Annotated in this window: 14 protein-coding genes and 1 tRNA gene; 9 read left to right on the top strand and 6 right to left on the bottom strand. The window is 68.0% G+C overall.

Features of this window, described 5'->3' with window-relative positions; genetic code table 11:
* Positions 1 to 97 precede the first annotated feature (97 nt).
* Positions 98 to 814, top strand: coding sequence for a GGDEF domain-containing protein (locus IEY58_RS25445; protein ID WP_189050962.1), 717 nt, complete (start codon positions 98 to 100; stop codon positions 812 to 814).
* 32 nt (positions 815 to 846) lie between these two features.
* Positions 847 to 1173 carry an antibiotic biosynthesis monooxygenase gene (locus IEY58_RS25440; RefSeq protein WP_189050961.1) on the top strand — a complete coding sequence of 109 codons (327 nt, stop codon included), beginning with the start codon at positions 847 to 849 and terminating at the stop codon, positions 1171 to 1173.
* On the opposite strand, the gene IEY58_RS25435 is transcribed toward IEY58_RS25440, so the two are convergent.
* Genes IEY58_RS25435 through IEY58_RS25420 form a run of 4 tightly spaced genes read right to left on the bottom strand, consistent with a single transcriptional unit; the run spans position 1128 to position 3795 of the window.
* Complete coding sequence (locus IEY58_RS25435; RefSeq protein ID WP_189050960.1) at positions 1128 to 2123, bottom strand: C45 family autoproteolytic acyltransferase/hydolase; 996 nt, start codon at positions 2121 to 2123, stop codon at positions 1128 to 1130. The genes IEY58_RS25440 and IEY58_RS25435 overlap by 46 nt on opposite strands.
* A 13-nt stretch (positions 2124 to 2136) precedes the next feature.
* The gene (locus IEY58_RS25430; RefSeq protein WP_189050959.1) at positions 2137 to 2694 is read right to left on the bottom strand and encodes a demethoxyubiquinone hydroxylase family protein; all 558 of its coding nucleotides are present in this window, start codon (positions 2692 to 2694) and stop codon (positions 2137 to 2139) included.
* A complete protein-coding gene (locus tag IEY58_RS25425) occupies positions 2691 to 3188 on the bottom strand; it encodes a disulfide bond formation protein B (RefSeq protein WP_189050958.1) in 498 nt (165 codons plus the stop codon). The genes IEY58_RS25430 and IEY58_RS25425 overlap by 4 nt, the downstream gene beginning before the upstream one ends.
* A gap of 19 nt (positions 3189 to 3207) precedes the next feature.
* Positions 3208 to 3795, bottom strand: coding sequence for a YqaA family protein (locus tag IEY58_RS25420; protein WP_189050957.1), 588 nt, complete (start codon positions 3793 to 3795; stop codon positions 3208 to 3210).
* 248 nt (positions 3796 to 4043) lie between these two features.
* Here IEY58_RS25420 and IEY58_RS25415 point away from each other — a divergent pair.
* From IEY58_RS25415 to IEY58_RS25385, 7 genes are all read left to right on the top strand, one after another.
* A tRNA-Leu gene (locus IEY58_RS25415) sits at positions 4044 to 4128 on the top strand.
* A gap of 253 nt (positions 4129 to 4381) precedes the next feature.
* Positions 4382 to 5557, top strand: coding sequence for a serine hydrolase domain-containing protein (locus IEY58_RS25410; protein ID WP_189050956.1), 1176 nt, complete (start codon positions 4382 to 4384; stop codon positions 5555 to 5557).
* Between the two features lie 121 nt (positions 5558 to 5678).
* Positions 5679 to 6560, top strand: coding sequence for a helix-turn-helix domain-containing protein (locus IEY58_RS25405; protein ID WP_229743946.1), 882 nt, complete (start codon positions 5679 to 5681; stop codon positions 6558 to 6560).
* A gap of 87 nt (positions 6561 to 6647) precedes the next feature.
* Entirely contained in the window at positions 6648 to 7937 is a 1290-nt protein-coding gene (locus IEY58_RS25400) for a glycosyltransferase family protein (RefSeq protein WP_189050955.1), read from the top strand.
* Positions 7937 to 8503, top strand: a complete 567-nt coding sequence (locus tag IEY58_RS25395; protein WP_189050954.1) for a D-glycero-alpha-D-manno-heptose-1,7-bisphosphate 7-phosphatase — start codon at positions 7937 to 7939, stop codon at positions 8501 to 8503. Before IEY58_RS25400 ends, IEY58_RS25395 begins: the two co-directional genes overlap by 1 nt.
* Positions 8500 to 9636 carry a glycosyltransferase family 4 protein gene (locus IEY58_RS25390; protein ID WP_189050953.1) on the top strand — a complete coding sequence of 379 codons (1137 nt, stop codon included), beginning with the start codon at positions 8500 to 8502 and terminating at the stop codon, positions 9634 to 9636. Before IEY58_RS25395 ends, IEY58_RS25390 begins: the two co-directional genes overlap by 4 nt.
* Before the next feature lie 91 nt (positions 9637 to 9727).
* Positions 9728 to 10999: a class I SAM-dependent RNA methyltransferase gene (locus IEY58_RS25385; protein ID WP_189050952.1), complete on the top strand. Its 1272-nt coding sequence runs from the start codon at positions 9728 to 9730 to the stop codon at positions 10997 to 10999.
* A gap of 142 nt (positions 11000 to 11141) precedes the next feature.
* Here IEY58_RS25385 and IEY58_RS25380 read toward each other — a convergent pair whose 3' ends face one another.
* The gene (locus IEY58_RS25380) at positions 11142 to 11792 is read right to left on the bottom strand and encodes a substrate-binding periplasmic protein (RefSeq protein ID WP_189050951.1); all 651 of its coding nucleotides are present in this window, start codon (positions 11790 to 11792) and stop codon (positions 11142 to 11144) included.
* Positions 11793 to 12000: 208 nt separating this feature from the next.
* The gene (locus IEY58_RS25375; protein ID WP_189050950.1) at positions 12001 to 12696 is read right to left on the bottom strand and encodes a glutathione binding-like protein; all 696 of its coding nucleotides are present in this window, start codon (positions 12694 to 12696) and stop codon (positions 12001 to 12003) included.
* Between the last annotated feature and the right edge of the window lie 28 nt (positions 12697 to 12724).

Genomic DNA, 12724 nt, shown 5'->3' with positions numbered 1-12724 from the left:
ACCGGATCGTGCATGCTGTCGGTGTCGCGGACGCGATTCGACGCGCGCTCGCGGGCAGGCCGGGAAGTCGGGCCAGGGATGGGGCGAGGACATTTCGTTGAAGATCGCCGAGCGTAAGGAGGTAAGGCGCCCGAAGGCGCCAACCGCGGCATTCGCGGGCAGCAGCCCCGCGCTGGCGCTCCACGAGCTTTTGAAGCAGGCGGGCGAAGGCCCGGTACCGGGGCCGCTCAAGGACGCGCTCCTGGATCTCCTGGGAGAGGTCGGACGGCTGAAGCGCGAGCTCGACAAGGCGAAGGCGCGCGCGGCGCATCTGGAAAAGCTCGCCGACGAAGATGCGCTGATGCCGGTCGCCAATCGCCGCGCCTTCATGCGCGAATTGTCGCGGTTGGTGGCGCTGGCCCAGCGCTACGGCACAGCGTCCTCCATCGTCTATATCGACCTCAACGACATGAAGACGATCAACGACCGCTGGGGCCACAACGCCGGCGACGCGGCGCTGCTGCATGTGGCGCGCACGCTCATCGATCATGTGCGCCATGCCGACGTGGTGGCGCGACTCGGTGGCGACGAGTTCGGCGTGCTGCTGGTCCGGACCGGCCAGGAGGCGGCCGAGGAAAAGGCGGGCGCGCTCGCGGAAGCGATCGAGGCGGCGCCGCTGCAGTGGAACGGGGCCGCGATCCGTCTGTCGGCGGCGACCGGTGCCTATTGCTTCAACGGCGACGAGGACATAGCCGCGGCGCTCGAGGCGGCCGACCGGGCTATGTACCGCACCAAGCTGGCACGCAAGGCGACCGACCAGGCCGCAGCCGGCTGAGGCGCGGTCGCCGCTTCATCAAGGAGGCCGCGATGATCGCACGGATCTGGCATGGCGCCGCCGAGGGCGGCCAAGCCGAGGCCTATCGCCGGCATTTCGCGACGCGCGTCGTGCCGCATTTGAAGGAGCTGGCCGGCCATGAGGGCGCCTATCTGCTCGAGCGCGTCGTCGGCGGCGAGGTCGAGTTCACCGCGGTGACACTCTGGGAGTCGATGGACCGGATCCTGGCTTTCACCGGCCCCGACCCATCGGTTGCGATCGTCGAACCGGCGGCGCGCGCCGTGCTCGTACGGTTCGACGAATTCGCGACGCACTACGAGGCGGCGGCGTTCCCGGCCGGATCGGCGAGCGCACCGTAATCCTCGACATGCGCGCCGGCTTCGAACCGCTCGAAGCTTTGTGATCGGCGGGTCCCGGGCCAGAGATACTCGACGCGGCCCTCCGCTGGCCGGTAGACGGCAGTATAGACGGTCGCAGACGCCTTTCGACGGGCGAGCAGCGGCGGTTGGAGCAAGCGGGCGGTCAGGCTCTCGAGCGTCGTTGCTGGATGGGCGAGGGCCGTTTCCAGCACATGATGGCGTCGGATCGAATCGGCATGGATGGCCGGATCCGGCGTCTCCTGGTGATTGGTGCAGACACGCGCCGTCGTGACGGCTGGCGACCGGCCGGGCCCGAGATAGAGGGTCGCATAGGCGCCCGTCCGATCGAGCAGGGTCACGTTCTGCGACAGTGCCACCGGGATGCGCAGGAGGGCCTCAATCGCCTCGTCCACCTGCCGGCAGGTTTCCAGCACGTAGCGCAGCATGAGCAGGATCGAGAAGCCCAGGCCTTGCGCCTTGCTGCCGCCGTAGGTGAGGCTTGCGACCAGCCCGTCCTCGTTCATGCCGTCGATGACGCCACCCCACGGCCGCTGTGCCTTGGCGATGACGCGCCGGCCGAACCAGCGGGTCAATTCGAACCGGTCGGACACGATCTCCAGCGCGAAGTCGTAGTTGCGCACCAGCGCCGGGCCGCCAGGCCCGAGCCAGACCGCCTGGCTGCAGCCGTGCGCTAGCGGCGGCGGTCGATAGTGGCTCAGGATGCGGTGCGCGAGATCGTCGGCGCCGACGAGCGCGCAGGCACGGTCGTATTCGGCAAGCAGTTCCGGCATGTGCTGCCTGACCGCCGCCCGGCATTCGGCGGCACTCGGCGGCTCGGCGAGGCCTTGCCCGAGGTACCAGCGCCGGGCCTCGTCTCGTCCCGCGGCGAACCGCGTCGCCCAGGCGGTGCCGGGCCGGTCCTCTTGGGCGAAGACGAAGCGCTTGCGCACTGCGTCCGGCGCCTCAGATCCGTGTCGCCATCCAGATCGCAAGCCGTGAGCCGGCCTTGATCACAGCCGAGAGCGCCTCGTAGCCGGGCGTCGCTTCGGCGCCGTGCGCCAAGCCGGTGTCGCGGTGCTCGCGCTCGTCAGCCTGGAACTTCTCGATCACGGCCTTGAGCTCCGGCTCGGCATCGCCGAGGGCGTCCGCCTGGTGCTGGTAATGCTCGTCGATCACTTCCTCGACCGCGACGGTGCAGGCCATCGCGGCGCGCTCACCCATGAGCGCCGTCGCCGCACCCAGCGCATAGCCGGCCACGTCCCAGAACGGGCCGAGCAAGGTCGGGCGCACCCGGCGTTCGACCAGCATCCGGTCGAACACGGCGCGATGCTCGCGCTCCTGCTCCGCCATGTGGCGGATCGTGTCGCCGACCGGCCGCCGACCGAGGATCGCCAACTGCCCCTCGTAGATGCGCGCCGCACCATGCTCGCCGGCGTGGTCGACGCGCACCATGCGTTTCACCTGCTCGGCCGGCGGCGGGTCGCCGGGCAGGTAACGCTTCAGGGTCGGCTTGGCACTCATGCGGCATATCCCTCGGCGAGGCGCCGGCGGCGGCGCGCGTTCCAGGCGGCAACGACCATGCACACGCACAGGATAGCATCCCAGCCGGCGAGCGATATGCCGGCGAGGCTCCACTGGATCTCGTCGCACCGCACGACCGGGGCCGCCATGATCTCGGCCGTCAGCTCCTCGATCGTCTTGGCGTGATGGTTGCCGCTGACCGTGCAGGCGTCGGGGCCGGCGATCCAATGCTGCTCGACGCCGACGTGATAGGCGGCGAGGCCCGTGGCGCAGAGGAACAGCAAGCCGAGCAGCGCCGGGGCGTAGCGGTCGACCTCCGGCCGGCGCAGGCCGAGGAACACACCCGACAGCACGAGCGCGATGTACCAGGGCCAGCGCTCGGCCAGGCACAGCTCGCATGGCACCAGGCCGACCACAAGCTGGAAGAACCAGGCCCCCGCCAGCACGGCAATCGAGGTCGCGAGGACGATGACGCTCAAGGGCGGGGTGCGCATGGCTCGGAAGTGCCTTCCGTCAGCTGAAATGGACGTACTTGACCAGCACGAACCCGCAGACCAGCATCGCTGCGGAGACCGTCGTCACCAGCATCAGGCGCTTCTCGATGAAGGTGCGCGCCTGCTCGCCGACGAAGAACAGGATCAAGGCCAGCAGGAAGAAGCGGATGCTGCGCGAGACGACGCAGGCCACGGTGAACAACCCGAGATCGAACCGGGCGAGGCCGCTCGCGATGGTCACCAGCTTGAACGGGATCGGCGTCATGCCTTTCAGCACGATGATCTCGACGCCGTACTGCAGGAATTTCTGGCGCAGCGCTTCGAACGTATCCATGGCGCCGTAGAACGCGAGGATCCGCTCGCCGACACTGGCGAACAGGTAGAAGCCGATGGCATAGCCGACATAGGCGCCGAGCACCGAGGCGGCGGTGGCGACGGCCGCCAGCCAGAACGCCTTGCGCCGCTCGGCGATCATCATCGGGATCATCAGCACGTCCGGCGGCAGCGGAAAGAACGAGCTTTCGGCGAAGGAGATGGCTGCCATGACCCAGGTCGCGTTCGGCTTGCCGGCCTGGAGCAGGAGCCAATCGTAGAGACGTCGAAGCATGCCTATCCTTTTGCTTGGCCGCGCGCCGGCCCTTAAGAGGCGGCGGTCCGCGGCATCTAACAGGCTCGGTGCCCCGGACGCAACTGCCGCCCGCGAATTTGCCATCGCCAAACCCGGGCCTGTTCGGCTATAAGCCCGTGCCCACCTTGGCGCAGGTAGCTTTTGACAGCGCCGGCCCCAGGGCGGTAAAGACGATGCCGCGATCCCGCCACCCTGTGAGGGTGAGGCGATCGGTCGCTTCAAGGCACGCGGGCGTGGTGGAACTGGTAGACGCGCCGGACTCAAAATCCGGTTCCGAAAGGAGTGTCGGTTCGATTCCGACCGCCCGCACCACCTTCTTAAATCATCAATGATATGACCGCCTCGGCGGTTCCGGTCGCGCGCGGCGCCCGGCTCAACGGGCCGGCAGCTCGCCGAAATAGACCTCGACCGTCTTGAGCCGGCCGTCCTCGAACCGATGATATTCGGTGTTGCGGAAGCGCGCGCCGGCAATCGTCTCGACCGTTTGCATATCGCAATCGGTTTGAGCTTGACGGAACCGATTTAAAAATGCAATCAGTCTGTGACGGAACGCGGGAGGCACGCGATGACCAACGGCGGCAGAGGAGGATTTTCCAGGGCGGGGCTCGATCGTCTGACGACGACCCTCGGGACCATGATCGATCAGGGCGCTGCGGCCGGGCTGGTGGCGCTCGTCGCGCGGGGCGACATGGTGCATGTCGTCGCGGCCGGCGCGCGTGAGCTTGCTGCCCAAGCGCCGATGCGGCGCGACACGCTGTTTCGCATTGCCTCCATGACCAAGCCGGTCGTGGCGGCGGCGGCCATGATCCTGGTCGAAGCGGGGGCGCTGCGGCTTGACGACCCCGTCGACCGCTGGCTGCCCGAACTCGCCGACCGCCGGGTCCTGCGCCGGCTCGACGGGCCGCTCGACGATACCGTGCCGGCCCAGCGCCCCATCACGCTCCGCGACCTCATGACCTTCCGGCTCGGCCTCGGCATCATCATGGCGCCGTCCGCGTCTTATCCGATCCAGCGCGCGATCGCCGACGCGGGTCTCCTGCCCAGCCCGATCCCGCCGGCGATGACGCCGGACGAGCTGGTCGCGCGCTACGGCGCCTTGCCACTGATGCATCAGCCGGGCGAGCGCTGGATGTACAATGTCGGCAGCGAGATCCTGGGCGTGCTGGTCGAGCGCGTGGCCGCCCGCCCGCTGGCGGATTTCCTCGAAGCGCGGATCTTCACGCCGCTTGGCATGGCCGACACCTTCTATGTCGTCCCGCCGGACAAGCGCGACCGGCTCGCCCGGGTCTATCAGCCGGGTGACGACGGCCGGTTCGTGCCATGGACCGGGGCGCCCGAAACGCCCGTTCATCCCGGCGGCAGCACAGGGCTCGTCTCGACGGTCGATGATTATCTCGCCTTCGCGCGGATGCTGCTGGGAGGCGGCGGCCGGGTCCTCAAGCCCGAGAGTGTGGCACTCATGACGCAGGATCACCTGACGCCTGAGCAGAAGGCTGCCTCGCCCTTCGTCCCCGGCTTCTGGGACGGGCGCGGCTGGGGCTTCGGCCTTGGGGTCACGACGGACCCCGAGGCGGCGCTGCCGCGCGGCTACGGCTGGGACGGCGGGCTCGGCACCTCCTGGCGCAACGACCCGGAGCACGGCCTCACCGGCATCCTCCTCACCCAGCGGCCGATGACCAGCCCGCACATGCCCGAGCTTGCGACGGCCTTCTGGCGGCTGGCCTACGAGGCGATCGTCTGACAGGCCACTCCAAATTTCAGGTCATCCCCGAACACCTGTCAGGTATGTCTCAAGTCCGTACATCACGCCCGGCTATGACGAAAGGGGAGCGAGGATACCAGTCCCTTTACCCCCGAGGTAATTGGATCGCACGGCCGCTGCGGCTATCGTCGCCGGCATGAGCTACGCCCGCGCCTCCCTTTCCGCCGCCCGGCCGGTCGGCGACCACATCCGCGAATGGCGGCAGCGCCGGCGGCTGAGCCAGCTCGATCTTGCCTGCGAGGCCGACATTTCGACGCGCCACCTGAGCTTCCTCGAGACCGGCCGCGCCCGGCCCAGCCGCGAGATGGTGCTGCACCTGGCCGAGCGGCTCGACATTCCGCTGCGCGAGCGCAACCTGCTGCTGGTCGCAGCCGGCTTCGCGCCGATCTTCGCCGAGCGCGCGCTCGACGATCCGGCGCTGGCCGCCGCGCGCCGGGCGGTCGACCTGGTGCTGGCCGGCCATGAACCCTATCCGGCGCTGGCGGTCGACCGGCATTGGACCCTGGTTGCGGCCAACGCCGCGGTCGGCCGGCTGCTTGCCGGCGTCGATCCGGCACAGCTGGCGCCGCCGCTCAACGTATTGCGCTTGAGCCTGCATCCGGCCGGGCTCGCGCCGCGCATCCTCAACCTCCGCGAATGGCGCGACCATCTGCTGGACCGCCTGCGCCGGCAGGTCGAGCTCACTGCGGATCCGGTCCTGGTCGCCCTCATGGACGAGCTCAAGGCCTATCCGGTGCCGCCGGCGCCCGGGCCGCGTCCGGCGAACGACCAGGACCAGCCCGGCGTCGTCGTGCCGTTCCGGCTCGAAACCGCGGCAGGCCCGCTTGACCTGTTCAGCACGACCACGATCTTCGGCACGCCGATCGACGTGACGCTCTCGGAACTGGCGATCGAGGCGTTCTACCCGGCGGATGCGGCCAGCGCCGAACGCCTGCGGCTGTTGGCCCATTCGTCGCTGCCCGGCCCGTCGCAGCAGGGTTGATGCGAATCTCCATTTCGGGCACGCGGCCGATCCTCTATAGGATGCGCTGCTTCTCCCCCGTCATTGGTGGCTCGTTCCGTCGTTCCCATGAAACTCGCCATCGTCGACCACGCGCTCGTCGATCTGAACGGCCACCATTACGAATATGACGGCGCGCTCGCCGCGGCCGGGCGGGCGCGGGGCGTCGCGGTCACGGTGCTGGCCAACCGCGGCTATGACGGGCCGACCCATGAGTTCGAGATCCTGCCCTGGTTCGGCCAGGGCTATTACGACCTGACGTCGGGCGGACGGGCGCGCCGTGCCGCCTATCGGGCGCTCTCCGCCTTGCCGGAAGGCGTCGCGCGCCGGCTGCACAGCGGCGTCCGCATCGTCTGGAACCAGCGGCATCGCCGGCGCCGGCCGGTCGATGACAGTTTCGGCCGCGACTTCCTCTCTGCGTGCGAGCAGCTGGCGCTCGGCCCGGACGACCATGCGCTGGTCCACACGATCGGCGTCGACGAGCTCGATGCCCTGGTCGACATGCTGGGCACCCTCGATCGGCCGTGGCCGTGGATCCATCTGCAGCTGGTGCGGCGCGTCGAGGAACTGGGCGCCGGGCGCCCGCGCGAGCGTCGGCCGGAAGCGGTGCTGGCCCGCCTGCTCGAGGGGCCGGCCGCCGGGCGGATCCGCTTCTATTCCGATACGGCCGAGTTGGCCGAGATCTATCGGTGTCTCATCGACCGGCCGGTCGGCGTGCTGCCGATCGCCTTCCGCCATGATTTGATTCTGGCCGCGGTCGCCGCGGCGCCGGCGCGGGTGCCGGGAACGCCGATTACGGTCGGCTACCTCGGCAACGCCCGGCTGGAAAAGGGCTTCCAGCATCTCCCTGACCTGGTCGAGCAGGTGACGGGCCGGCTCGGCTGGGCCGGGCGGGTGCGCTTCCGCTTCCAGTCGCCGTTCAACATCCCGTCCGGCGAGCCCGGCATCGGTGCCGCCCGCGCGCGGCTCGGCGCCTTCCCGGTCGATCTGGTGGCGCTCGACGACCGGGTGCTCACGACCGAGCAATATTACGAGATGCTGGCCGAGCTCGACGTGCTGGTCCTGCCCTACGACGGCCAGCGTTACGACATCCGCTCGTCGGGCATCCTGGTGCAGGCGCGCGTCGCCGGCAAACCGATGGTGGCGCCCGAAGGGTCGTGGATCGCGCGCCAGGTGCCGGCGCCGGCCGGCGAGGCGTTCCGGGGGCCAGGCGATCTCGCCGACGCGCTCGCCCGGCTGCTCCGCCGCTACGAGGCCGCACGTGCGGCGGCGGCGGCGGACGCGCTCGTCTGGCGTGCCGAGCAGTCGCCGGAACGCTATCTCGACCATCTGTTCGCGGCGGCGGAGGTGCTGTCCTGATGTCCGGCCTGATTTCCAGCGGCCGCGGCCTCATCCTCGATCGCGACGGCGTCATCAACGAGGACGTGGGTTACCTCTACCGCATCGAGGACGTGCGTTTCGTCGACGGCATCTTTCCCCTGCTGCGGGCCGCCAAGGCGGCGGGCTACGCGCTTGCTATCGCGACGAACCAGTCCGGCATCGCCCGCGGCCTCTATACCGAGGCGGATTTCGACATCCTGATGCGGTGGCTGGGGCAGCGGCTCGCGGAACAGGGGGCGGCGATCGACGCGGTCTATTTCTGCCCGCATCACCCGACCGAGGGCATCGATCCCTATCGGCGGACCTGCCAATGCCGCAAGCCGCTGCCGGGCATGTTCGACGCGGCGATCGCCGACCTCGGACTCGATCCGGCGCAGAGCTGGACGATCGGCGATAATTGGCGCGATCTCGAGGCCGGCGAGGCGGCCGGCATCGCGCATCGCGTGAAGCTCGATCCGACCGCGGGCGCCCCGCACATGATCGGCGGCCGATGGATCGCCCCGAGCCTTGCCGAGATCCAGCGCCTGATGAGGCTCACCCGATGACCGGCCCCGGGAGCCGCGTCCTGCTCTGGCAGTGGCAGCGGCGGGGCGGCGGGCCGAAATACACGCTCGAGTTGGCCCGGGCGCTGGCGGAGCGCGGCCGGGTCGAGCCGGCGCTCTCGGTCTCGCGCCAGGCTGAGATCCTGGAATCCTACCGGGCACTCGGCCTGCCGACCCAGGAGATCGACACCTACCGCAGCGGCTTGGGCTTCCTTGCTGCGACCATGCGCCTTACGTCGGTGCGCGCCGCGTTCCGCGACTATCTCAAGCGGCAGCGCATCGACACGGTGATTGCGACCATGTCGCACCTGTGGAACCCGATCATGGTCGGCCTGATCCGGCCAGCGGGGGCGCGGCTCGTAACCGTGGTGCATGACGCGGCGTCCCATCCGGGCGACGGCCACCCGCTGCGCCAGCGCATGATTGCCCGCGAGCTCCGCGCGAGCGACCGGGTCGTGACATTGTCGGACCATGTCGGCGCCGGCGTCCGGGCGAACTTCGGCTATCCGGCCGCGCGCATGGCGGTGATCCCGCACGGCATATTTCGTTTCGATAGCGAACCGATCCGCGCGCGCGAATGGCCGGAAGGGCGACCGTTCCGCTTCCTCTTCTTCGGCCGCCTCTTGCCGTACAAGGGGCTGGACCTGCTGATGGCGGCGGTCGAGCGCATCGATCCGCAAGTACCGTTCGAGCTCACGATCGTCGGCTCCGGCGACCTCGGCCCGCTCGCGGAGCGGATCGCGGCTGATCCGCGCGTCCGGCTCGACCAGCGCTGGATTCCCGAGACCGAGGTCGGCCGGATCTTTGCTGCGGCCGACGCGACCGTGGCGCCCTATCGCGAGGCGAGCCAGTCGGGCGTGCTCGCCGCATCCTATGGTGCGGGCCTTCCGATGATCGCGACGCCGGTCGGCGGCCTTGTCGAGCAGATCGCACCCTATGGTACGGGCCTCATCGCCGCCGACATGACGCCCGACGCGTTTGCCGCCGCCATGACTCGGCTGGCGACCGAACCGGCGCTCTACCGCATGCTCGCCGCCAAGGCCGTCGAGACGGCCGAAGGGCCATTGTCCTGGAACCGGATCGCCCAGCAGTTCGAAGACGTGATCGCGGGCCACTCAGGCCAAGACGCATCTTAGTTGGGGCACGAAGGGCGGCACCGTCATCCGGCATTGCTGTGATGCCGTTGAAGGCCTCCCCGAAGCCACATTCCGCAGCTATTACGAAACGATGCCCGGCGATCTTCTTATCCATGAACTAGGCCCCAAAGGCGACGGCATACACCGGTCGCAAGGCAGGCCTGTCTATGTCGATCGCGCTCTGCCGGGCGACAGAATCCAGGCCACGATCCGCCGCGATGACGACGGTGTCTTGCGCGGCGATTTACTCAAAGTAATGAAGGCCTCGCCTCATCGCACCAAAGCGCCGTGCCCGAATTATGATGTCTGCGGCGGCTGCACGCTCCAGCACGCCAAAGATGAATTCTATCGACACTGGAAAGTCGACATCGTCCGCGATGCCTTGCGCAGCAAGGGCTTGAAGCCAAGGGTCTGGCGCGATCCGGTTTTCCTGCCTGCCGGGGATCGCCGCCGCGCCACCTTCACCGCCTACAAGAAAAACAATATCGTTGCTTTGGGCCATTACCGGCGCCGCGCGCACCATATGACCGACATCGCCTCCTGCCTCGTGGCCGATCCCGCGGTCATGGACATGCGCGAACGGCTCAAGACATTGCTCGCGCTGCTTTTGCAGGAAGGCAAACCTGCAATGGCCTTCATCCAGGCTGTAAACGGTCAATTCGACATCGTCATCACCGGTCCCGTCGGCCAGAAAGGCAAACCCGATTTGCGGACGCGCGAGGCCATCGCGCAGTTCGCACGAGAAGCCGGCATCAACCGCATTTCCTGGCGCGCCAATCCGGACGATGCCGTGGAGGTCATCATCGAATTGAGCCCGCTGCGTGCCCACTTCGGCGGTCTCGACGTCATCCTGCCGCCCCTCGCATTCTTGCAGCCGACGCAAGCCGGAGAGGATGCGCTGGTTGATTCTGTTATGGAGCTGCTGCCGCGAACCGGAAAATTCGCCGATCTATTTTCCGGCTGCGGCACCTTCACCGGCCCGATGCTGGAACGCGGCGCGGTCGACGCCTATGAGAGCGTCGGCTCCGCCGTCCGCGCCCTCGACAAGGCGAAAGGGACAAGGCCGTTAAAGGCCATACGCCGAGATCTCTTCCTCAATCCGCTGCGCCGCGACGAAGCCAATCGGTACGACGCCATCGTCTTCGACCCGCCGCGCGCCGGAGCGCAGGAGCAGGTCAGGACTCTGGCTTCCAGCAGGACGCCGCTCCTCGTCGGCGTTTCCTGTAACCCTGCCACCTTTGCCCGCGACGCCCGCATCCTTGTCGATGGCGGCTATCGGCTCGACAGCGTCCGGGTCGTCGATCAATTCACCTGGTCTCACCACGTCGAACTGGTCGCCGCCTTTACCAAGCGGTCGAGGTGAACCGCCGTTGCGCATTGCCGCCAAGGCCCGCAATTCCTGCCGCCTTGGGACAAATGTCCGATTTCGAGGCGACCTTCCCAAAAGCGGACCGGCCGAAATCCAGCCGTAGCGGTCGCCGCTGGCTGGGTTTTCAGCCTGGGCGCTACGGTCCGTCGATCGCCTGGTTCAGTCGCTCGATCACATCGTCCGGCACGCCGCGCGCGCACATGATGCGGCGCGGGTCGCCCATGGGCACGTCCGGAAAATGGACGATCGGGTAGTCGGGGCCGCCGATGCCCTGGCTCGCATAGGCCGAGGCGTCCTCTTCCGAGGTCAGCGCCAGGTCGGTGTGGCCGGTCAGCACCATGTCGATCATGCGCGGCCCTCCCGTCGGTATCGGGATTAGCTGGTTCGGGTCGGCGTGCGCGATCAGCCCGTCGATATACTGGCCGTAGGAGAAGCCGTGGGTGACCGTCAGCGTGGTGCCTGCGGCGAGCAGATCGGCGAGCCGGGTGCCGACCGGTACATGCAGCGTTTTCCGAGTGATCCCGATGATCGGCTTGTCGCGATAGATCGCCTTCGTGAATTTGGCGAAGCGTGCCCGCTCTTCGGTCCAGTACCAGCCGGGCGAGCAGGCCGTGCCGTGCTCGTCACGGACGAGCTCGAAGATGCGGTTGACCGAGGTCGATTGGAACACATAGGCCATGCCGATGCGCTCGAGGGCCGCGCGCGTCGGCGCGATCACCAGGCCTTGCACGGTGCCGTCCGGCGCCGTGACGGAGAACGGCGGGCGCTCGTAGTAATAGAGCGTCATCGGCTCCGTCGCCGTGGCCGATCCTGCCGCGAGTACTGTGACAGAACCCAGCAGCCGGACAATGCCCCGGCGAAGGTGGCGGACGGGAGCGGCTGGGCGTCTGGTCACGAGCGGCGGGCAGCTTTGCGTAAAGGTTCGAGGCGGGTGCCTTGAGGCACCTGCTTGGATCATAGATCGCCGGGCGCGCTCGCGCCACCGGCGCTGCTGCTCAGCTTACCTGGGCTGCGGTCTGTCCGAACAGGATCTTGCGGGATTCCTCGCTCACCGTCGGCTGCGTATTGATCGCCTTGCCGCGCTCGTAGGCCCGGATCGTCGCCGGCCGTTCCTTGATTGCGTAGAACCAGCGCTTGAGGTGCGGGAAATCGTCGAGATTCTGGCCCTGGCGTTCGTGCGGCACGACCCAGGGATATGAGGCCATGTCGGCGATCGAATAGTCGCCGACGATGAAGTCCCGGTTGGCCAGGCGCTTGTTCAAGACGCCGTAGAGGCGGTTCGTCTCGTTGACGTAGCGCTTGATGGCGTAGTCGAGCTTCTCGGGCGCATAGAGCGCGAAATGATGGTTCTGCCCGGCCATCGGGCCGAGACCGCCCATCTGCCAGAACAGCCATTGCAGCGTATCGAAGCGTTGCCGCGTGTCCCGCGACAGGAACTTGCCGGTCTTCTCGGCCAGATAGACGAGGATGGCACCCGATTCGAAGACCGAGATCGGCTGGCCGCCGTCGGCGGGCTCGGTATCGATGATCGCCGGCATGCGGTTGTTCGGCGCGATCTTGAGGAAGTCCGGCTGGAATTGCTCGCCGGTGCTGATGTTGACCGGCTTGATCTCATAGGGGAGGCCGGCCTCCTCCAGGAACAGGGTGATCTTGTGCCCGTTGGGCGTCGGCCAGTAGTGGAGTTCGATCATCTGGCGGCGGGTCCCGTTGCAGTTGCGG

Origin of the sequence: Aliidongia dinghuensis (assembly GCF_014643535.1) — a bacterium.
In the GTDB taxonomy this organism is placed as follows: domain Bacteria; phylum Pseudomonadota; class Alphaproteobacteria; order ATCC43930; family CGMCC-115725; genus Aliidongia; species Aliidongia dinghuensis.
The sequence above is the reverse complement of the archived record's forward strand: the minus strand, read 5'-3'. Positions and strand labels throughout refer to the sequence as shown.

Bases quoted from the DNA above. Each gene is read 5' to 3' on its own strand.
- IEY58_RS25440 (WP_189050961.1), top strand. From the start codon at position 847: ATGATCGCACGGATCTGGCATGGCGCCGCCGAGGGCGGCCAAGCCGAG.
- IEY58_RS25430 (WP_189050959.1), bottom strand. From the start codon at position 2,694: ATGAGTGCCAAGCCGACCCTGAAGCGTTACCTGCCCGGCGACCCGCCG.
- IEY58_RS25425 (WP_189050958.1), bottom strand. From the start codon at position 3,188: ATGCGCACCCCGCCCTTGAGCGTCATCGTCCTCGCGACCTCGATTGCC.
- IEY58_RS25420 (WP_189050957.1), bottom strand. From the start codon at position 3,795: ATGCTTCGACGTCTCTACGATTGGCTCCTGCTCCAGGCCGGCAAGCCG.
- IEY58_RS25410 (WP_189050956.1), top strand. From the start codon at position 4,382: ATGACCAACGGCGGCAGAGGAGGATTTTCCAGGGCGGGGCTCGATCGT.
- IEY58_RS25400 (WP_189050955.1), top strand. From the start codon at position 6,648: ATGAAACTCGCCATCGTCGACCACGCGCTCGTCGATCTGAACGGCCAC.
- IEY58_RS25395 (WP_189050954.1), top strand. From the start codon at position 7,937: ATGTCCGGCCTGATTTCCAGCGGCCGCGGCCTCATCCTCGATCGCGAC.
- IEY58_RS25390 (WP_189050953.1), top strand. From the start codon at position 8,500: ATGACCGGCCCCGGGAGCCGCGTCCTGCTCTGGCAGTGGCAGCGGCGG.
- IEY58_RS25385 (WP_189050952.1), top strand. From the start codon at position 9,728: ATGCCCGGCGATCTTCTTATCCATGAACTAGGCCCCAAAGGCGACGGC.
- IEY58_RS25380 (WP_189050951.1), bottom strand. From the start codon at position 11,792: ATGACGCTCTATTACTACGAGCGCCCGCCGTTCTCCGTCACGGCGCCG.
- IEY58_RS25375 (WP_189050950.1), bottom strand. From the start codon at position 12,696: ATGATCGAACTCCACTACTGGCCGACGCCCAACGGGCACAAGATCACC.